Below are 19,905 nucleotides of genomic sequence, written 5' to 3'. Positions count from 1 at the left end.
TTACTTAATTAAATTAATACGTATTGCTTTTTCCGTCAATACGATAAAATGACTTGATGTAATTTGATCCGAAAAATTGGCAAAAAACCGACGCAGCACACCAATCTTATTATTAACCCGTTCATCGTCTAACCGCAGTAAGACAATGCCACAATGATGAAGTCGGTTTTTAAAAACAAGTTCACCAAAATCTTTATCGTTCGATACAATGACTCGCTGTTCAGCTACGGCATGAGCTAATACCTGATGATCTGACCATCCCCGCGATTGTTCCGATACTGAGTAAACATCGTGGCCTTCATCACGTAACCAACGGGCCACTGATGGTCCGGTACATTCATCAACAAGCACCTTCATCAGGCAGCTAAGGGAATTAGTGTGCTATCCTCCAGCAGCCGGGATGCGAACAACAAACATGCCCGAATATCATCTTCTTCGATGTACGGGTACTCCGCCAAAATTTCTTCGTGTGTAGCGCCTTTGGCCAGTAGTCCAACGATGAATTGTACGGACAAACGAGTCCCTTTAATGGCTGGCTTACCGGCCAGAATTGCAGGATCAGCGGTAATTCGTTTTAAAAGCTCCATAGTACTGGACAATGGCCGGTATGTTGTCCCGCAAAAATACAAGATTCCGCTAAAACGTTCACCGGCTCAGTACAATGTCCTGCCCTCTTTGGCCTGCCACTCCCGAAACACGGCATCGGCTTCATCGCGGAGCAACTGCGTCATGGGAATGTGCCGCTGCTCGCGTGGTTTTTCAAGTTCTTCGTAGATAAACTGATCGTCGAAGCCGGCGCTGGCCGCATCCGAATGGAAGGCCCCGTACACAATCCGGCCCGGCCGCGCCCAGTAGATCGCCCCCAGGCACATCGGGCAGGGCTCGCAGGACGCGTAAAGGGTACAGCCTTCCAGCTGGAACGTACCCAGATTCCGGCAGGCGTCCCGGATAGCAACCACTTCGGCGTGGGCAGTGGGGTCGTTGGTGGACGTAACCTGGTTGCTGCCCCGGCCCACAATCTGACCGTCTTTCACCACGACCGATCCAAACGGTCCACCCTGGCCGGTGTGCATGCCTTCGCGGGCCAGGCGAATGGCTTCGCGCAAGAAATCTTCGTCTGTCATTCCTCAATCGTATAGCCTGGCGGGCGGTCCGTCAATCCGGTTGACCACCACCCAAAAAACTGTTAACTACTAAAAACCCGTTGCGTCGTTACGGCATGGGCAACCCTCCGCTCGCCCTATCGGATGGGCATCACCACGCCCACACCCAGGGGAGCGGCACCCACTAACTGCATCTGCTGCCGGTCGCCACGTTTCTTAAAAATGAAATAATTGACCAGATCGAACGCCAGCAGAAAGCTTCCCTGCGCGATGACTGACTTACCGAACCCTCGTAGCTGATCCCGGTTTTCGGGGCGGTTTTTAGCCCGTTCGAGCAGGTACGCGCCACCAACGATATACGCTACGTCCAGACCACTGTTCAGCAGCAGAATCTGCTTCATGTTTTCGTGCTGCCGGATGGCCTGCCCCAGCGTTTCGGAACCGGCTTTCCGGCGGGCACCCAGCAGCCCGGCCCCGGCAATTCCGAGGTTCACCAGGTTCCAGTACACATTCATTCGGTGGAAGTATCGGGTTTCGCCGGTTGTCTGGCTGGCCCCAACCGCCCCCACGGCGATATTGGCCAGGGCATAACCGCCCAGTGTGTAGCCGATTACCTTCTGGTGCTGCATCCGCTGCTCCGTAAAATCGCGCAGGGTCGGATTGGTTGGCTGCGCCTGCGTGCTGGTACCGAGCAACACCGAGCCGGCTGCCAGCAGAAAACGTCGGAATGGAGTCATGGTGGTTGTTTTCTGAAACTAACCGAGATTCCGGCCCGATGGTTTACGACTGCCACCGGGCGCGGGTATCCGGATCATTGACGTTCAGCAGCTCCCCAATGTCCGGAGCCGTCACCACGTGAATGTCACTTTCCAGCAGCATATTGCGGGGGGAACGAACGCCTTCGGCCAGCCGGCGCAGCAGTATCGGACCGATTGCCGGCTCGTAGATGGTCAGCAGCGGTTCCGGGGCCTGGCCATCCGAATCGTAGACCGTGGTGGCGGCTTTGGCCGGATTACGTGCCGCGACCAGCGCGTCCAGTGTCCGGCCCGTCAAGCGGGGCATATCGCAGGCAACGACCAGCCAGGCGACAGCAGGATTCTGCTGAAACGCCGACAGAATGCCGTTCAGCGGACTGTTCACCGCAAAGGCATCCACAACAAACGGCGGTGCGGAATCGGGCAAGCCATCAACCTGATCGGCGTTTACGGACCACCACACCTCAGCGCAGTAGGGCCGAAGCAGATCGGTCAGGTGTTCGCGCTGGGGTTTGCCGTGGTAGGCCAGCAGCGACTTATCCTGCCCCATGCGGGTACTCCGGCCACCGGCCAGCACCAGGCCATATAGCGGAGGGACGGTGGCGCTAGTCGCGCCGGAAGTCGCGTTTGCCACCGGTTTTTTCGAGCAGTTTGGTTTCCCGGATTACGATGTCGTGCGAAAACGCCTTGCACATATCGTAGATTGTCAGGGCTGCCACCGAGGCCCCCACCAGCGCTTCCATCTCGACGCCCGTTTTCCCTTCCGTCGAAACCAGACAGTCAACGATCGCGTCGTGGCCCTCGGTTGTGATGGTGATCCGGCAGTTTTCCAGCCCCAGCGAGTGACAAAGCGGAATCAGTTCGTCGGTACGTTTGGCCGCCATCGTACCGGCCACGATCGCGGTCTGAAACACCGGCCCTTTTTTCGTCTGAATATCCGTGCCGGTCAGGTGCTGCATAATTTCCTCGTTCAGCATAACAATGCTGCGGGCACGGGCCGTTCGGTGCGTAACTGCTTTGGCTCCAACGTCGACCATCGCCGGATTGCCTTGTGCGTCGAGGTGTGAAAAATCCTTCATTTCCGTTTTAAATCATGGAGATGGCGGCCGAATCTTGAACATCCAGCCCGCAAAGTCGTTCAAAGTTCAATAATCCCACGCAACAATCAATACCGATATGCTCTCCGTCGCCGAAGCGTTCGCTATCACCCAGCAGCATCTGCTCCAATTACCTACTGAATCGGTCTCCCTGGCCGCGGCAACCGGTCGTGTGCTGCAGGAACCGGTCCTGGCCGACCGTGACTTCCCCCCCTTTGATCGGGTGTCGATGGACGGCATCGCCATCCGGTACGAGCAATACGCCGGTGGTGCCCGCCTGTTCCGGATTGCCGGGGCGCAGTTTGCCGGACAACCGCAGCAGACCCTGACCGACCAGACCGCCTGCCTGGAAGCGATGACCGGGGCGATGCTGCCCGCTCAGACCGATACGGTGGTACGTTATGAAGATGTGACGATCGCCGACGGCCAGGCTACCATCACCATTGATGATCTGCAACCGGGCCAGAACGTGCATCACCGCGCTACCGACCGCCGGGCGGGCGACGAACTGATCTCGGCCGGCATGCTGCTTAGTCCCTCCGAAATTGCCGTAGCTGCTTCCGTAGGCCGGGCGTCGGTTGTTGTGTCGGCCCTGCCGCGCGTTGCCCTGATCTCGACCGGCGACGAACTGGTGGGTCTGACCGAAACCCCACTGCCCTACCAGATCCGGCGGTCGAATACGTACATGCTCCGGGCAGCCCTGCTGTCGCTGGGCATCACGGCTACGCTGCATCACATCGCCGACGACGAGCTGGCGCTGGAAGATATGCTGACCGATCTGCTGGCGAACCACGACCTGCTGCTGCTCAGCGGGGGCGTATCGGCCGGGAAAGCCGACTTTGTACCGGACGTACTGACCCGGCTGGGCATTCAGAAACAGTTTCACAAAGTTGATCAGCGACCGGGCAAACCCCTCTGGTTCGGCTCCACCACTGCCGGACAGGCCGTGTTTGCCCTGCCCGGCAATCCCGTTTCGACCGTGCTCTGCGCCTGCCGCTACGTGCTGCCGTTTCTGCGGGCGTCGCTGGGTCTGCCGGCCGACCGTCCGCACTACGCCCAACTGACCCGCACGATTCTGTTCGATCCGGCACTGACGTACTTTCTGCCGGTCCGGCTGGTCTCCGAACCCGACGGGCGTATGATGGCGCATCCGCTGCCCGGTTCCGGCTCGGCCGACTTCGCCAACCTGCTTGATGCAGACGCGTTTATGGAGCTACCCGCCGACCGGTCAGAGTTTCGGGCGGGCGAAGGATTCCGCGTCTGGCCAACGCGGTAAACCCTGTCGCAATTGCCCCGATTATTGCCGTTTTCACCCCCCGTCGAGGCCGGGAACGCAGGGTATATTTGTCATGTAGATCACCAAACAACAATACGACATGACAACGCCAAACCAACCCGCAAACCCCGTTTCAAAATCCGCGAAAACGACAGCCATCGCCTACTGGATCTTCACCGGTCTCTTTTCGTTCATCATGCTTGGCTCGGCTATTCCCGACATTCTCGTGTCGCCCGAAGCCGTACAGGGTTTTAAGGACATGGGCTATCCGGCTTATCTGATTCCGTTTCTGGGCTGGGCCAAACTGTTTGGTGTGCTGGCCATTCTGGTGCCGGGTTTCCCCCGGCTGAAGGAGTGGGCCTACGCCGGTTTGTTCATTGACCTGGTTGGCGCTACGTATTCCATCTACAAAAGCGGGATTCCCTTCGCCATGTGGGCACCCATGCTGATCTTCATACTGCTTGGTGTCGGTTCCTACGTGTTTTACCACAAACGGCTGAAAGCAGCGGCAGCCGCCAGCCAGCCGACACCCCCTCCTGTGGGCGCTTATCCCTCTGTTCAAACGGCCTGACAACGTACACGTAGCAAACCGCCGTGGCTTGTATTGCTCAAGCCACGGCGGTTTGCTACGTAGGAAAGCTTTATTTTAAGTCAAGATTACCGCTGGCGTATTTGAGGGTATACCTGAATCGATCAATCCGCCAGCCGTTTTCGGTCTGAATCAGGTGCAGATCATAACTTCCGACAAACTCCCGGGTTTTGCCCGCCGTGGCGGCTTCTTTGTAGTGCGTGGCGGTAGCATAGGCGAATACGTCAGCTTCCGTTCCATTGATCTGCACGAGGTAGTTACCGGCCAGGTGATTAATGGCATCGATCCCTACAAAACCCTGTTGCCAGGTGTCGCATACGGCCTTGGATGTCATCTGTTTCGACTCACCACCCAGCGACGACATGTCGAAAAACAGGCTTTCCGAAAATACGTCGTCCTGAATCTTTTGCCACTCCTGATAGTCTGTGTACACGAACAGCCGGTTTACTACGTCTGTGATCTGCTCCCTGGGTGTAAAGCTTTCCATATTGCCTAAAAAGTTGTTGCTGAACCGCTGGTTACCTCTGATCAACCCTGCTTTGGCATCCATCCATAAAGATACAGACACTCAACGCAATACGCTTATTGATTCAGCAAACGAATCGTTTAGCCGCTCGACCTGACCCCGGTGGCGGTCAATATGAAACCGCAGGAATTCCAGGCGTTGCCCAAAGGTCATCGGTCCCGAAATGGGGTGCGGGTGAGCCTGGATCAACAGGTCTTCGTCGGTTAGCAACTCGCCAAACGCTTCCAGAGTGGATTGCAGGCCGGCCAGCGCCGAGGCCCAGAACCCCAGCGGTCCGCCCATACGCGGGGCGGCTACGGGCGGCACAATTTCTTTCTCCTGCCACGTGCGCCGGATAATGTCTTCGACCGGTAGTCCGCCGTTCGGGCTGGCGCCTTCGAAGCTAACCGTTCCGGCCCGGATACTGAGCAGCGTCTTCCACATGCCCAGAATACCGCCCTGCTCGGCCCAGAACAAATGTTCGGTAATCTCGACCGCATTCCAGGCATCGGGCGCGGGTTTCCATTGGGCCTGCGATTCGTCCATACCAGCCAGACTGGTCAGGTAATTCCGGCGGGCAACGGCAACCTGCTGAAGAAGTTGATGGGTATTGGTCATGGGTTCGGTTATTTCGGTATACGTTTCGCGTACCAGGTCATCTGCCCCCGGTGGTTGGCGTAGTGCTCGGTCACGTGAAACCACTTGCAATAGTTATTCCAGTTCCATTCTTTGGTTTCGCCGGAGAGCAGCCAGGCATCGTCCCGCTGTTTCATCTCGCGCCTGGTAACGGCTCTGGCGTCGTCGATGGCATCCTTGTAGTAGCTCAGCGGATTTCCTTTGATCTGCTTCCTGGCGTCGTCGCCCAGTTCCATGGCTACGTTCCATCTGGGTTTATTGGCTTCTGAAAACCCGTTGAGGTTATGAAACGTAATGTCCTGATAAATCACTTCGGTAGCCGCTACGTGCAGGATTAATGAGCCAATAGAGTTCGAGTCTTTATCGTGCACGTAGTCCAGTTGCTCTACGCTTAGCTTCGAATGATACTTGATGACCGAGTCGCTCACCCAGTCCAGCATGGACATCAGCGTACCGATCTGCGGGGTAAAGCCCGACTTGGGACCAATGTGGTTGATGTTAGCGTCGTCAACGATCGGGTTGGCCAGAGCCTGTTGCGGCAGCAGTAGAGCCCCGGCCGCGAGGCTGCCCGCGCCGATTGTAAAGGCAAAATCCCGCCGGGAATAATGGTTGCGTTTCATCGAAAAAAAGGTTTAAAGTTTATTACAGACAAGTTCAGACCGGAAGCCGTCCTGCTACGCGTCGACGTTTCGTACAGACTTCCTGAGTGTTTTCGGTTTAGACGGGTTGTAACGTCAGGTTCATTTTGACATTTTTTAACAGAGACGCACCTCTCAGGAAAAACTGATTTCCGGCTCGGCGGCTCGCTTCGCCTTCAGTACCCGGTTAAGAACGCGTCGGCTTGGCACTTCCACAAAGCGATACGTAAGGGCCGCGACAAGCACGACCAGCAGCAGGTAAACCAGGCAGGCAATCGGTCCGGCCGGCCCGTAAGTTACCGGCCCGGCGGGTTTCTGGTCGGCCGGGGCCGTAATAAGCTGCACCGCCAGAAACGAGAACAGAATGGGCATGTGAACCATGTATATGGAATAAGACCAGTCGCCCAGTCGTTGCAGCGGCCGGGTTTTCAGGAGTTTTGACACGCGTCCGGCATTATAGCAGGCCCCCAGAATGAGCAACGGGAAGGCCCAGATGGTAAACGTATCGGGTACTTGCCAGTGGAAGGCAACCGCCAGGCCAAGCACCAGCGCCAGAAACACCCCGCTTCGCCTTAAAACGTTCTGCCCCCACTGGCGACTGTATGCTTCCAGACAAATCATACCCAGCAAAAAGCCCGCAAAACACCGCAGAAAGCTACCCGGAAACCTCAGGTCGTCGATGGTATTGGTGAGCGTGGACAGCCAGGGTTTGTACATGGCATGGTTTTCGACCGGCTGGGTCAGGTACACGTATAAGGCCAGCACAACCCCCAGCAACCCATACCTGCCTGCGCCCGACAGTCGACGGAAGCCGAGTATCAGCAGGGGGAACAGCAGGTACAACAGCCACTCACAGCCGATCGACCAGGTTGGGGTGTTCCAGGTTCCCGATCCCACCGCCATAAACCCATGCAGCATGAACACGTGCAGCGGAATAGCCGATACGTCGAACACGCCCTGTTCAACGCGGCCCAGTTTGACCTGGTAGACCTGTACGACCAGCATATAGATGCCAACCACCCACAGGAGCGTGATCACATGAAGCGGGTAAATACGGGCAAATCGGGCCGCCATATAGCGTCGGAATGATGCGGTAGACACCCGGTTCTCGAACCAGTCGCCGTACACATAGGTGATGATGAAGCCGCTCAGGATGAAGAAAAAGTCGACCAGCAGGTACCAGCGCCGATGCAACTGCGTAATGGCGGGGTCGATTAGCGGCATCACCAGCAGGTTGAAGTGAAACGTAACGACCAGCAGGGCCGCAACACCCCGCAACGGTGTCAGGGTGGTCAGGTATGAACGGTTCATGGGCATAGGGATGAATAGATGGAGGAAGGTATCCATTTATCCCTGATGCAGCCGAATCACTTTAGTAAATGGTTGATTTTTAACAGCTCATGATGAGCCGTTCATTTTTACTTCAGGAAAGCAATCCGCCTTGTAATGGACATTCTATACGCGTAGCGACTCAAAAAAACGGCCGTTCCGTAATAATCTCCTACCCTGCCGGCCGGAATTAGTTCAGACGATAATGCACTCACTACAAAACCGAACGATTTTCCATGATTGAAGACCTCTGGTACAAGAACGCCATCATCTACAGCCTTGACCTGGAAACGTTTATGGATGGCAACGGCGACGGAATCGGCGATTTTGAGGGCCTCTGCCGTCGGCTCGATTACCTCCACGCCCTGGGCGTCGATACGGTCTGGCTGGCTCCGTTTCAGCCCACGCCGAACAAGGACAACGGCTACGACATCCGCGACTACTACGGTGTTGATCCCCGGCACGGCTCCAGTGGCGACTTCGTTGAGTTTATGCACCAGGCCAACAAGCGGGGCATTAAAGTCATCATCGACTTGGTTGTCAATCACACGTCCGATCAGCACCCGTGGTTTCAGGATGCCCGCAACTCGGACGATGCCATGCACCACGACTGGTACATCTGGTCTAAGAAAAAACCCTCCGACTGGGACGAAGGTATGGTGTTTCCCGGCGTTCAGAAATCCACCTGGACGTACGACAAAAAAGCCAAAGCGTATTATTTCCACCGGTTTTACGATTACCAGCCCGACCTGAACATGGACAACGACGCCGTGCGGGCCGAAATCCGCCGGATTATGGGCTACTGGCTGCAACTGGGCGTAGCCGGGTTCCGGGTGGATGCCGTACCGTTCATCCTCGAAACGCCGGCTCCCGGCAAGGCCGAATCGACCATGAAGTTTGACTACCTGCGGGAGATGCGCCGGTTTCTGCAATGGCGGAAAGGCGACGCGATCCTGCTCGGCGAAGCCAACGTTCTACCCAAAGAAACCGCGCAGTACTTTGGCCAGGAAGGCAATGGCATCCATCTGATGTTCAACTTCTTCGTTAACCAGCACCTGTTCTATGCCCTGGCTACGGCCGACATTGAGCCACTGGTCAAGGCCCTGGAAGATACCCGCATCGATTTCCAGATGGCGCAGTGGGCGCAGTTTCTGCGCAACCACGACGAACTCGATCTGGGCCGCCTGACCGATGAGCAGCGCCAGCGGGTGTTCGACCGCTTCGGCCCCGACGAAAACATGCAGCTCTACCACCGCGGCATCCGTCGGCGGCTGTCGCCGATGCTGGGCAGCCGGCAGCTGACCGAACTGGCCTACAGCCTGATGTTTTCGCTGCCCGGTACGCCCGTGATCCGCTACGGCGACGAAATCGGCATGGGCGACGACCTCAGCCTGCCGGAACGGGAAGCCGTGCGGACACCCATGCAATGGACCGACAGCCCACAGGCCGGTTTTTCGGCCGCCGACAAGCTCGTACATCCCGTGATCGACGAAGGCCCGTACGCGTATCAGCATGTCAACGTGGAGGCCCAGCGCCGTGACCCCGACTCGCTGCTCAACTGGATGACCGCCCTGATGCGCCTGCGGAAAGAATGTCCGGAGATTGGCTGGGGCGACTGGCAGATCCTGAAAACCGACGTATCGCCGGTCCTGGTCATGCACTACAACCGAATGGGTCAGTCGCTGCTGATCCTGCACAACTTCGACGAAAAGCCGCGCGAAGTCCTGCTGAACCTGAAGGCCCCCGGCGAAAATAAACTGATCGATCTGATTGCCAACTATGAACAGGAAGCCGACGAAAAGGGCACGCATCGCATTACGCTGGATGCCTACGGCTACCGCTGGTTCCGCACCGGGGATTTGAGCCATCTGCTGCCCTGATACCCGCTCACGTTACTTCATTACGAACGACTTATGATCAAGATCGGATACCACGCATCGCACGAACAGTTCAAGCCCAGCACCCTGCTGGCTAATGTGCAACTCGCTGAACAGGCCGGTTTTACGGCCGGCTCTTCGTCGGACCACTTTCACCCATGGACCAACCAGCAGGGCGAAAGCGGATTTGCCTGGTCGTGGCTGGGAGCCGCTATGCAGGCTACGTCGCTCACGTTTGGCGTCGTCAATGCACCGGGGCAGCGCTACCATCCTGCCATCATTGCCCAGGCGGCCGCCACACTGGCCGACATGTTTCCCGAGCGGTTCTGGCTGGCCGTCGGGTCGGGGCAGACCCTGAACGAACACATAACGGGCGAAAAGTGGCCGTCCAAAGCCGACCGCAACACCCGTCTGAAAGAATGCGTCGACATCATCCGGGCGTTGTGGAACGGCGAATGTGTCACCCACAAAGGGCTGGTTACGGTCGAGGAGGCTATCCTCTATTCCCGTCCGGCAGTGAAACCCCTGATTTTCGGCGCGGCCGTTACGGCTAAAACGGCGGAGTGGGTCGGCTCGTGGGCCGATGGGCTGCTGACCATTTCGCAGCCCATTGAGAAGCTCCAGGAGGTTGTAGAGGCCTTCCGGCGCGGGGGTGGCGAAGGCAAGCCGATGCATCTGAAAGTGCAGTTATCGTACGCCGAAACCGATGAAGCCGCGCTGCACGGTGCCCATGAGCAGTGGCGGGTCAACATCCTCCCCAATAACGTACTGACCGAACTGCGTATGCCCGATCAGTTTGATGCTGCCAGTCAGTTTGTGAGCGAAGATGAGATCGTATCGATGATCAACGTATCGTCTGATCCGGCACGGCACCTGGCGTGGCTGACCGACTACCTCGATCTGGGGTTTGAACTGCTCACGCTGCACAACGTGAACCGGGATCAGCAACGGTTCATTGATGCGTTTGGCGAATCGGTACTGCCGGAACTGCTGAAAACCGCTTAACTCGGTACCTATGGCTGAAAAGACCTCCGCCAGCTGATTATCAGCTTAGAAAACTGTTAGAATTGATCTCCGTACAAAACCCCCTCACTGAACAGGGGGTTTCTTTTTCAGTTTCTTAACCACAGTATCCCGGCATACTTTAAACGGTGACGTTATGGAAAACATGGAGAATCTATTCAGCTACACGTCCGTGCAATTCGACGTTGTACGCCACATTTTAACGCTGGGCGTAGGGGCGCAGGTGGCCGGTCTGGTGTACTTTCTGACTACCGCGAATGAAAGCTCCCCCCGCTACCGGCTTTCGTCCACGCTGTCGGCCGTCGTGATGGTGTCGGCCGCCCTCATTCTGCTCAATCAGCAGATCAACTGGTCGCAGGCCTTTACGTGGGACGGCGAACGCTGGAACCCCTCAACCACTACGTTTTCGAACGGCTACCGCTACGTGAACTGGTCCATCGACGTACCGATGCTGCTCACCCAGCTGCTGGTTGTGCTGGGCATCACCGGCCGGCAGTTTCGCCGGACCTTTATCGGGTTCGTGGTGGCCGGGCTGCTGATGATCTACACCGGCTACGTGGGTCAGTTCTACGAAACGACCGACATTGCCACTATGCACATCTGGGGGGCTGTCAGCACCGTGTTTATGATCTACATCTGCTACCTCGTCGGAACAAGCATTTTCCGGGCGGCCCAGACCATGCCCGGCGACACGGGTAGCCACGCCCGGGCTATTTTCTGGCTGCTGATCCTGTCCTGGACACTTTACCCGATTGCCTACGCCATGCCCTGGCTTTCGCCAACGGCAGACGGTATGGTGATCCGGCAAATCTGCTTCACGGTTGCCGACATTACGTCAAAGGTTATTTACGGCGTGATGCTTAGCCAGCTGGCTACGAAGCTGAGCGCCATTGAAGGCTACCAACCCGGTCTGGCAGCCACAACGAGTGCTGCCTACAAAACTATTGAACCTGCTTACGACGGCGAAACTACCCGACGGACACAGCCTGCCTATGGGGATGGCGTATCCCGGTAGTTAGCTCATAGATGAGTCGATAACCGGCCCGGCTGACCAACGTTGGCGGGGCCGCTTTTTTTGGGGTTATTCGATCCGCTTTTTCTGCCGCAGTTCTTTTACCTCGAAATCGAACGAGAGCTGGTTCATGCAGTTGAAATGCCGCATGGGGCACTGGTCAAAACCGATTTTGGAACAGGGTCGGCATTCCAGCCCCGTCTTTTCCAGCACGACGAAGTTGGTTTTGTAGGGATACATGCCTAAATGAGGGGTCGTGTTGCCCCAGATGGAGTAGATTTTCTTTTTCAGGGCGGCCGCGATGTGCATCAGACCGGTATCGTGGCTGAACACCACCCGCGCCCGCGCCAGCAGCGACGCCGACTGGTTGAGGTTGTACTGCCCGCAGGCATTGTAGATAAGCCGCTTGCCCACCGCCCGCACGATTTCCTCCCCGGCCTCGCGGTCTTCCTTGCCGCCCAGCAGCACGATCGGGTAGTTAATTTTCCGGCATAGCTCGATCATCCGGGGCACGGGCAGCTTCTTGGTTGCGTGCTGCCCACCGATGGCATAAGCCACGAAGTCTTCCTGGTGCGTAGCCGGCAGCCAGTCCGTTTCGACATGGTCTTTGTAGGGTATAAAATAATCGAGACCCTGCTCGTCGTTCTCCACCCCGAACGGACGTACCGTAGCCATGTACCGGTCCACGATGTGCTGATTCGGCATGACGTTCACCTTCCAGCGGACGTAGAACCATTTGCGGATGTTAAGCTTGTCGAAGCTGTACGACTTGACGCCGAGCCCCGCCTTAAGCACGCTGGTCCGCAGGTTGTTGTGCAGGTCGATCACGTAGTCATAGCGTTCGGCGCGGAGTTCTTTCAGCAGGTCGTACAGGCTCGTTTCCAGATAGAACCGCTTATCAATATACGGATTATGTTCTACCAGCGACTGATAGCCTTTTTTCGTACAAAAATGTACTTCGGCGCCCGGTACCTGCTGTTTCAGGCAACGAATGACAGGCGTCGTCAGGACAATGTCACCGATAGACGAGAAGCGTATAATCAGAAACTTAACCGGGGTGGCCATAACTGAGAATTTACGCGAAAATATTGTTTTTTACGCGGTATATCAAACGGTTGCTTACTGGGTTACTGAATGGCTCGATTTAGTAAAAAATGGGGTCGCTGCCGGGTTCAAAACGGCTCAGTATACCCACCACCGGGGTTTGGTGGGCGTCCGGTACTGGCTTTCCTCGCATACCGTACAGGGCGGTGGCGGCCCCGGGGGAAACGGTGGCGGAGTCGGGCGGATGTTGGGGGTCGATGAGATGCCTCCGCGGTTCAGCGTATACGGCACCAGCGACGCTCCCGAGGCCCCAAAAAAACCGTAGACCGGTTCGTCGGGATTGCTCACACAGACCACATTCCCCTGGATACCGGCCGGGGCTGCGTCGAAGATACCGCCGTTGCTGTTGGTCAGTTTATCCACGCGGCTCCAGAAGTTGTAGGCCTCGCGGCTCAGGGTCTGCTGCTCAATTTCCACGTAGTACTTGCTGGTCGATTCGTAGGGCGCGCGCAGAATGAGCTGGCGGCTGATGGCCCGACCGTTGATGAGCGCGTCGGTGGCTACGTTGATGCAGGCGTTGCCGTAGCACCGGACAATATCCCAGCACTCCGAACAGCAGGGATAGCTGTATTCGACGCCCGGATTGGAGTTGGGCACCTGCCGGATGGAACAGATGCTGATCGGCTCGTAGTGGGTCCAGCGCCAGCGGTAGTAGTCGCCCGTTGTGGCCGGATCGCGGGTGTCGACGTAGATGTTAAACCCTTTGTCGAACGCCAGTGTCCCGGGAATCGGCGACTCCGAATACTCCGCGTAGATGCTGTCGATTTTTGGGGCCGCTTTGAGCAGTTCGGGCTTCGACTGGTACCGTTTGCCGTCGGCAGTGGTAAACTCCAGCCGGTACGTCCGACCGGTCTGCCCCCGGTAGTCGGCGGGTGTCTGGTAGATACCGCTTCCGGTGCCCAGTTCACGCAGCGACTGCCGTCGTCCCTGATCATCCACAATGGCAACCTGCGCCCCGCTCACCCGCAGGTTGAGGGCAACATTGGTGTAATCGCTCGTGTAGGTCAGGTTAACGGAATACGGTCCCGGCTGATCGGTTATGAGTCCTTCGACCACCACCGCCCGCGGAATGCTTTTTACCTCCGGCTGGTACGGCGTCACGCAGGTAAGCAGGCAGGAAGATAGCAGCAGGACGAAAAGAACTTTATAGAACGTCATGTGAGGGGTCAGCATCGGATAGGCAACGGGTTAAAACTTGAAATTCCAGGTAAGCGACGGAAACACCGATCCAAAGATGGCCAGCTTGAACGCATCCTTATCCTGCCGGGGGTCAAAGCGGTAGAAGACCGAATACGCGTTCTTGTGCGCGTAGACGTTGTAGATCGCGAATACCCAGCTTTGCTGAACACGTCGCTGCCGGGCGGGATCCTGCTCAAACAGCATCGAAAAATCGAGCCGGTGGTAGTCGGGTATCCGCTCCTGATTCCGGTTGATGAAAATTGGCACCCGCACCCCGTTGATCACCGCCCGGCCGTAGGGTTGCGTGATGGGTCGCCCGGTGCTGTACGTAAAATTCAACGACAGGCTAAACCGAAGGCTCGGCCGGTAGGTGGCCGTAGCGTTGAGTGTGTGCGGCTTATCGAAGTTGGCCGGATACGCCCGTCCGCCGTTGATGCGCTCTTCCACGAAGGGACTGTCGATGGTCAGGAATGTCCGGGAGTAGGTATAGCTGACCCAGCCCGTCCAGGCCCCTTTGTTCTTCCGCAGTTGTGTTTCCAGCCCGTAGGCCTGTCCGCGTCCCTGCAGCAGATCCGTTTCGGGGAGGGCATTCAGCGTCAGGTCAGCCCCGTCTTTGTAGTCGAGGGCATTTTGTAGGGTCTTGTAGTAGACTTCGGCCGACAACTCGATGGCGTCGTTGTTTATGTTCCGGAAGTACCCCAGCGACCACTGATCGGCAATAACGGGACTGACGTTCTGGTCGGCCAGTTTCCAGCGTGAGGTAGGCAGGGCGGCCGTTGTGTTCGTGATCAGGTTAATATACTGCCGCAGCCGGTGGTAGCCTGCTTTGACAGACTGCCCCGGTGCCAGATTCCAGCGAACCGCCAGCCGGGGTTCAATCCCACCGGAACTATGGTAAATTTTTCCGGCGCCGTATTCCTGTTCGGCCGCGGCCGTTCCCGGTTCGCGGGGCTGTTCGGGCGAATACGTCCGGACGTCGGCCGGGCCACGGTTGAGCAGTGCCGAATACCGCAGGCCAAGCTGTAATGCCACCGTAGAGGTCAGGTTCCAGTCGTCCTGCACGTAGGCCGCCACTTCATAAGCCCGCTCAATGGGCAATACCACCGGCAATACGTTCGAGAACGGCCCCGGCACCAGTCGGTTCGGCTGGATGCTGTAGTCGATCAGGCTGGCTCCGGTCTGCACCTGATGTTTCTCGTTCACATTGATGCTCAAATCCGAACGGACTTGTCGGTGCAGCACTTCGGCCTGCAGCCGAAACGCGTTGGACGAGTCGGGTACTGATGTTTCGGTCTGGTAGCGGCTCCAGATGGCCGTAGTAGCGAGGTTGAACCGCTTGCTGATAAAGTAGTTCCACCGCACCGCACCAGCCATGGTCTCGTAATCGAAACGGGTCGAAGAGGCATTGACTTCCAGACTCGCCAGCGAATCGGACGGCAGCTTGAATACGTCCCGGCTGACGTAGCCCGTGAACGTAACGGTATGCTGTTCATTCGGCTGAAACTTGACCTTCGTGGTGAGGTCGTAGAAGTTAGCCTTGGTTCCCCGCAGCGAGGGCGGTCCGAGCTGAAACAGAAAATCATTGACCGACACCCGCGTAGCCGCCAGCACCGACAATTTGCGGGGAATGACGGGCCCCTCTACCCCCAACCGGCTCGATACCAGCCCGATGCCGCCGTTGAGGGTCCATTTTTCGGCTTCCGGCTCCTTGATCTTGATGTCCAGCACCGACGAGGCCCGGCCACCGTACCCGGCTGCGATACCGCCCCGGTGCAAGGTCGCATCGCGCACTACGTCGGGGTTGAACACCGAGAAAAACCCGAACAGGTGACTGGTATTGAACAGGGGCACTTCATCCAGCAGCACGAGGTTCTGGTCGACGCTACCCCCGCGCACATTGAAGCCCGTAGCCCCCTCCCCGACCGTTGTGACGCCGGGCAGCAGCAGCAGGCTCCGCACGATATCGACCTCGCCCATGAACGCCGGAATCCGCTTGATATTCTTTATACTCAGCTGCGTAACGCCCATTTCGACCTTGCGAACGTTGCGGTCGGGCGCTTCGGTCTGCACCACCACTTCCTGCAGATACTGCGAATCTTCGGCCAGCTCGACGTTGAGCAGGAGCAGCTTGTTGAGCGTAACCGCTTCGGTTTTTACGACGTAGCCCACGTGCGAAAACCGAACGGTGTACCTGCCTTCAGGGAGGGGTATCACAAAGTACCCGTCGCTGCCCGTGCGGGTGCCTTTGCGGTTGTTCTGCACAAAAACCGTTGCGCCCGCGATGGGCTTACCCGTAACGGCCTCGCGCACATACCCGGTCAGGGAGTGAACCGACGTTTTCTGGGCCGGGAGAGTAAAAGGGAGCAGCCAGCCAAGCTGGAACAGCAGGAGTAAACGAAAGCGCATTTTCAGGAAGGTAGGAATAGTCGTGATGGTATGGAAAAGCCGGATACAAAGACCATTCTACCCGGCAAGTAACTGATTTTTTCGGTTTTGCAGATACGCCTTCATCTCTGTCAGCGTCAGGGCGTTAAACGTCATGGCTTTGGTCAGGCCACCTTTCCGTCCTACAGCCACCCCATAGTGCATATCCAGCAGGCCCGCCAGATCGTGCGCATCGGGGTTGATGCTCAGCATAACGCCCCGCTCCATGGCGTAATCGATCCAGCGCCAGTCGATGTCGAGCCGGTAGGGACTGGCATTGATTTCAATCACTACGTTATGTTCAGCGCAGGCGTCGATAACGGCCCGGTGATCGATGGGGTAGCCGGCGCGGGCCAGCAGCAACCGCCCGGTCGGGTGGCCCAGAATGGTCGTGTACGGATTCTCGATCGCCCGCAGGAGCCGCGTCGTAGCCTTTTCGAGCGTCATGGTCAGGGTCTGGTGAACGGACGCCACTACGTAGTCGAAGGTAGCGAGCGTAGCGTCGTCGTAGTCCAGCGACCCATCGCCCAGAATATCGGACTCAATGCCTTTGAAAATAAGGAAGTTGTCGCCGAACTGCGCGTTCAGCCGATCGATTTCGCGGTGCTGCGCCTGTACCCGGTCGATGTCAAGTCCGTTGGCGTAGCTAGCCGTTTTGGAGTGGTCAGCAATGCCGAAATACGTCAGGCCCAGTTCACGGCAATAAGCGGCCATGTCGGCGATGGACTGCTTGCCGTCCGACCACGTGCTGTGATTATGAAGCGTACCGCGCAGGTCGTCCCAGGTAACCAGTTCGTCGTTTTGATGGCGACCGGCCCAGCGGAAAGCGAATTCATCCTCGCGCATTTCGGGTACGATGTACGGCAGGCCGGCCCGTTCGTAAATACGTTCTTCCGATACGTTCGACAGGGTCAGCGCAGCCTGAAGCAGCGATACGCTGGCCGAACCAACCTGTTGCAGATGCGGCTCAGCGGCCGTTTGGATGAACAACTGGCGGTCGATCTGGTCGGCCGGAAACATCAGCAGTTCGATGCCTACGTCGCTGCCTTCCATGTGCCCGCGCCACGCAAACGGCGAGGACTCCCGCTCGTTCTGGGTCAGCATCGGGAGGCTGTTCAGGTACCGCTGCGCCCCCACCGGATCGCTGGTTTCGAGCAGGAGCTGGATGGTGTCGACTTCCTGCGCTTTCCGACGTACCTGTCCGCTGATGTCAACGCGATTGAACGCCCTGGTCAGTTCGTCGTGCAGGACGTTGGCGAGCATGGCGGCCCGGTCCATCCGTATCTTGCCTTTCTGCTCCTGGAGGAACGTGAGCGAATTCAGAATTTTTTCCTGCGTACTGGCGCCAAAGCCCTTGATTTTGGCGATCTGTCCGTTTTCGCCCGCCAGTTGCAGATCCCGCAGGTTATCGATGCCAAGTTCGCGCCACAGCGTCCGGATTTTCTTTGCCCCCAGCCCCTTGATCCGGAACATCTCCAGCACACCCTCCGGGGTCTCGGCCAGCAGGTTATCCAACTCGGTCAGGTGGCCGGTTTCAACCAGTTCCCGGATCTTTTGCGCCACGGACTTCCCCACGCCCGGCAGTTTTACCAGCTCCTCGACGGGCAGACTGGCCAGGTCGGCAGTCGATTTATCGAGACTGAACGCGGCTGAACTGAAGGCCCGTATTTTGAAAGCGTCGTGGTCATGGAGTTCCATTAACCGGCCGGTCAGTTCAAGCCGGTCAACGATTTCGGTATTCGTCATACGAATTGAGTAATTTACTCCGCAAGTTAGGCAATTGGTCAGATTTGCCCGGCCTCCAGCAGCCCCCGGCTCTACCTTTATTCCATCAACCTAACCCAATCCAGTTCATGATTCACTCAACAACGGGACTCGTACATATTTGTTCGGCGCTGCTGGCCATGCTATTCGGCGCCGTTGTCCTGCTGGGCAAAAAAGGCACCATCACCCACAAACGCATCGGCTACGGGTATGTAGGGGCCATGGGCGTGCTGAACCTAACCGCCTTCCTGATTTATGACCTCTTTGGCCACTTCGGTCCGTTTCATGGTGCAGCCCTGGTCAGCAGCGGGTCGATTCTGGTCGGGATGGTGCCGGTACTGTTCCGGAACCGGATCGACAACTGGCTGAGCTACCACTACCATTTCATGAGCTGGTCGGTCGTGGGGCTGTACGCGGCCTTCTGGTCCGAAACGCTGACCAGGACCGTACCGATGCAGGCCTTCTGGCCGGTGGTGGTGCTGGCTACGCTGGCCACCACGGCGGCTGGCGGCTGGCTTATCCGCAAACACAGAAACCGCTTCATCCAGCCGGCCAAACCGACCCGAATGAAGCGCGCGTCGCACCCAGTGTAACCGTTTTACCATCACCCCAATCAACCCCATGGAACCCGAATCTCAACCCCCTTCTGACCGCGACCCCCACCTGTGGAAACAAGCCCAGGCCCGGGTTGGCTTCAAGCAACACCTGCGCTCCTACGTAGCAGTGAACATCCTCGTGTGGGCCGTTTACCTGGTGCTGACCTTCGGCGTTGATCGCCGGATTGGTATCTTCCCGTGGCCGCTGTTTATGACCATCGGTTGGGGTTTCGGCCTGATTGCCCACTACGTCCGGGTGTATCGCACCAACGATGGCCATGATGCCGTCGAGCGGGAATACCAGCGTTTGCAGAACCAGGGCCGCTAATACGGCCCTGACATGAGAAGTCAATCATAAATTGGTCCGTTGACTCTTTTCATGCAACACTTTCCCGAAACAGAAAGTACCGTTTGTAAGCCGGGCCGTGAAGAACGGATGAAGCAGCGAAAAGCCCGGCTTTACTCAACGTATGCAAATGATTCTGCACTCGCCCGTCAGCGTCGTGCATGTAGCGGCTGCGCTGACGGCGATGGTTTCGGGAACAAAGGTTATTGTATCAACCAAGGGAACACGCCCACACCGGCTCATCGGCCGTATTTACGTGCTGAGCATGGTGGTGGTGCTGCTGACAGCCTTTCAGATCTACTACCTGTTCGGCCGGTTCGGCATTATTCACTGGGGAGCGGTGGGCAGTGTTGCGGCCCTGCTGATCGGCCTGGTGCCGGTAGCGCTCCGGTCGGTATTGCCAACCTGGCTCCGCTGGCACTACATCGGCATGGGTACGTCCATTACGGGCCTCTATGCGGCTTTTCTGGTGGAGAGTACGTACCGGTTTTTCCCGCCCGAGTGGTTCTGGTACGTCACGATGGGGTGCGCCAACGCAGTATTTATCGTGGGAGCCGTTTTACTGTATCGTCACTGGCCCTTCCCTCCCGACCCGCGCCCGATGCCCTCACGGACGTTGCTGCGCGGCTTCAAACCCCAGCGGCTTCATTAG

The 19,905-nt window shown here is 57.4% G+C and carries 22 protein-coding genes; 8 read left to right on the top strand and 14 right to left on the bottom strand.

From position 1 onward, the window contains the following. The 6 genes from DYU11_RS09725 to moaC all read right to left on the bottom strand — a co-directional run bounded on the left by DYU11_RS09725 (nucleotide 1) and on the right by moaC (nucleotide 2,937). Nucleotides 1-357, bottom strand: coding sequence for a DUF5615 family PIN-like protein (locus tag DYU11_RS09725; RefSeq protein ID WP_119667443.1), 357 nt, complete (start codon nucleotides 355-357; stop codon nucleotides 1-3). Beyond that, nucleotides 357-587: a DUF433 domain-containing protein gene (locus DYU11_RS09720; protein WP_119667442.1), complete on the bottom strand. Its 231-nt coding sequence runs from the start codon at nucleotides 585-587 to the stop codon at nucleotides 357-359. Before DYU11_RS09720 ends, DYU11_RS09725 begins: the two co-directional genes overlap by 1 nt. 66 nt (nucleotides 588-653) lie before the next feature. Then, nucleotides 654-1,124: a nucleoside deaminase gene (locus DYU11_RS09715; protein ID WP_119667441.1), complete on the bottom strand. Its 471-nt coding sequence runs from the start codon at nucleotides 1,122-1,124 to the stop codon at nucleotides 654-656. 116 nt (nucleotides 1,125-1,240) lie between these two features. Then, nucleotides 1,241-1,840 (bottom strand): DUF6992 family protein, encoded by a 600-nt coding sequence (locus DYU11_RS09710; protein WP_119667440.1) that lies wholly within the window; start codon nucleotides 1,838-1,840, stop codon nucleotides 1,241-1,243. A gap of 43 nt (nucleotides 1,841-1,883) precedes the next feature. After that, nucleotides 1,884-2,492: an NTP transferase domain-containing protein gene (locus DYU11_RS09705; RefSeq protein WP_229365748.1), complete on the bottom strand. Its 609-nt coding sequence runs from the start codon at nucleotides 2,490-2,492 to the stop codon at nucleotides 1,884-1,886. Further along, the gene (gene moaC, locus DYU11_RS09700) at nucleotides 2,464-2,937 is read right to left on the bottom strand and encodes a cyclic pyranopterin monophosphate synthase MoaC (protein ID WP_119667438.1); all 474 of its coding nucleotides are present in this window, start codon (nucleotides 2,935-2,937) and stop codon (nucleotides 2,464-2,466) included. The genes DYU11_RS09705 and moaC overlap by 29 nt, the downstream gene beginning before the upstream one ends. Before the next feature lie 97 nt (nucleotides 2,938-3,034). On the opposite strand from moaC, the gene DYU11_RS09695 reads away from it, so the two are divergent. Together DYU11_RS09695 and DYU11_RS09690 are read left to right on the top strand one after the other, a co-directional pair. Beyond that, nucleotides 3,035-4,231, top strand: coding sequence for a molybdopterin molybdotransferase MoeA (locus DYU11_RS09695; protein WP_119667437.1), 1,197 nt, complete (start codon nucleotides 3,035-3,037; stop codon nucleotides 4,229-4,231). A gap of 100 nt (nucleotides 4,232-4,331) precedes the next feature. Continuing rightward, nucleotides 4,332-4,802: a DoxX family protein gene (locus tag DYU11_RS09690; RefSeq protein ID WP_119667436.1), complete on the top strand. Its 471-nt coding sequence runs from the start codon at nucleotides 4,332-4,334 to the stop codon at nucleotides 4,800-4,802. A 70-nt stretch (nucleotides 4,803-4,872) separates the two neighbouring features. Here DYU11_RS09690 and DYU11_RS09685 read toward each other — a convergent pair whose 3' ends face one another. From DYU11_RS09685 to DYU11_RS09670, 4 genes are all read right to left on the bottom strand, one after another. After that, nucleotides 4,873-5,388 (bottom strand): nuclear transport factor 2 family protein, encoded by a 516-nt coding sequence (locus DYU11_RS09685; RefSeq protein WP_229365747.1) that lies wholly within the window; start codon nucleotides 5,386-5,388, stop codon nucleotides 4,873-4,875. Continuing rightward, nucleotides 5,389-5,943, bottom strand: a complete 555-nt coding sequence (locus tag DYU11_RS09680) for a DinB family protein (RefSeq protein ID WP_119667435.1) — start codon at nucleotides 5,941-5,943, stop codon at nucleotides 5,389-5,391. It abuts the gene before it with no gap. 8 nt (nucleotides 5,944-5,951) lie between these two features. After that, the gene (locus tag DYU11_RS09675) at nucleotides 5,952-6,581 is read right to left on the bottom strand and encodes a mycothiol transferase (protein ID WP_119667434.1); all 630 of its coding nucleotides are present in this window, start codon (nucleotides 6,579-6,581) and stop codon (nucleotides 5,952-5,954) included. A 153-nt stretch (nucleotides 6,582-6,734) separates the two neighbouring features. Continuing rightward, nucleotides 6,735-7,910, bottom strand: coding sequence for an acyltransferase family protein (locus tag DYU11_RS09670; RefSeq protein ID WP_119667523.1), 1,176 nt, complete (start codon nucleotides 7,908-7,910; stop codon nucleotides 6,735-6,737). Between the two features lie 254 nt (nucleotides 7,911-8,164). Between DYU11_RS09670 and DYU11_RS09665 the strand changes: the two genes are divergently transcribed. From DYU11_RS09665 to DYU11_RS09655, 3 genes are all read left to right on the top strand, one after another. Beyond that, on the top strand, nucleotides 8,165-9,808 hold the full coding sequence (locus DYU11_RS09665) for an alpha-amylase family protein (protein ID WP_119667433.1): 1,644 nt from the start codon (nucleotides 8,165-8,167) through the stop codon (nucleotides 9,806-9,808). Between the two features lie 33 nt (nucleotides 9,809-9,841). Then, nucleotides 9,842-10,810 (top strand): TIGR03885 family FMN-dependent LLM class oxidoreductase, encoded by a 969-nt coding sequence (locus DYU11_RS09660; protein WP_119667432.1) that lies wholly within the window; start codon nucleotides 9,842-9,844, stop codon nucleotides 10,808-10,810. A gap of 154 nt (nucleotides 10,811-10,964) precedes the next feature. Continuing rightward, complete coding sequence (locus tag DYU11_RS09655) at nucleotides 10,965-11,843, top strand: bacteriorhodopsin (protein WP_119667431.1); 879 nt, start codon at nucleotides 10,965-10,967, stop codon at nucleotides 11,841-11,843. A 66-nt stretch (nucleotides 11,844-11,909) separates the two neighbouring features. On the opposite strand, the gene DYU11_RS09650 is transcribed toward DYU11_RS09655, so the two are convergent. From DYU11_RS09650 to DYU11_RS09635, 4 genes are all read right to left on the bottom strand, one after another. Next, complete coding sequence (locus DYU11_RS09650; RefSeq protein WP_119667430.1) at nucleotides 11,910-12,905, bottom strand: glycosyltransferase family 9 protein; 996 nt, start codon at nucleotides 12,903-12,905, stop codon at nucleotides 11,910-11,912. A gap of 117 nt (nucleotides 12,906-13,022) precedes the next feature. Continuing rightward, nucleotides 13,023-14,117, bottom strand: a complete 1,095-nt coding sequence (locus DYU11_RS09645; protein WP_229365746.1) for a DUF4249 domain-containing protein — start codon at nucleotides 14,115-14,117, stop codon at nucleotides 13,023-13,025. A gap of 15 nt (nucleotides 14,118-14,132) precedes the next feature. After that, nucleotides 14,133-16,529 carry a TonB-dependent receptor gene (locus DYU11_RS09640; protein ID WP_119667428.1) on the bottom strand — a complete coding sequence of 799 codons (2,397 nt, stop codon included), beginning with the start codon at nucleotides 16,527-16,529 and terminating at the stop codon, nucleotides 14,133-14,135. Between the two features lie 57 nt (nucleotides 16,530-16,586). Further along, on the bottom strand, nucleotides 16,587-18,293 hold the full coding sequence (locus tag DYU11_RS09635; protein WP_119667427.1) for a helix-hairpin-helix domain-containing protein: 1,707 nt from the start codon (nucleotides 18,291-18,293) through the stop codon (nucleotides 16,587-16,589). Nucleotides 18,294-18,400: 107 nt separating this feature from the next. Here DYU11_RS09635 and DYU11_RS09630 point away from each other — a divergent pair, with 107 nt between their 5' ends. From DYU11_RS09630 to DYU11_RS09620, 3 genes are all read left to right on the top strand, one after another. After that, nucleotides 18,401-18,904: a DUF2306 domain-containing protein gene (locus DYU11_RS09630; protein WP_119667426.1), complete on the top strand. Its 504-nt coding sequence runs from the start codon at nucleotides 18,401-18,403 to the stop codon at nucleotides 18,902-18,904. Nucleotides 18,905-18,932: 28 nt separating this feature from the next. Next, nucleotides 18,933-19,235, top strand: a complete 303-nt coding sequence (locus DYU11_RS09625) for a 2TM domain-containing protein (RefSeq protein WP_119667425.1) — start codon at nucleotides 18,933-18,935, stop codon at nucleotides 19,233-19,235. 142 nt (nucleotides 19,236-19,377) lie between these two features. Then, nucleotides 19,378-19,905: a DUF2306 domain-containing protein gene (locus DYU11_RS09620; RefSeq protein WP_147367912.1), complete on the top strand. Its 528-nt coding sequence runs from the start codon at nucleotides 19,378-19,380 to the stop codon at nucleotides 19,903-19,905.

Source organism: Fibrisoma montanum, from assembly GCF_003583365.1.
Lineage (GTDB): Bacteria > Bacteroidota > Bacteroidia > Cytophagales > Spirosomataceae > Fibrisoma > Fibrisoma montanum.
Note: the sequence above shows the minus strand (reverse complement) of the source record. Positions and strands in the feature narration are given on the sequence as shown.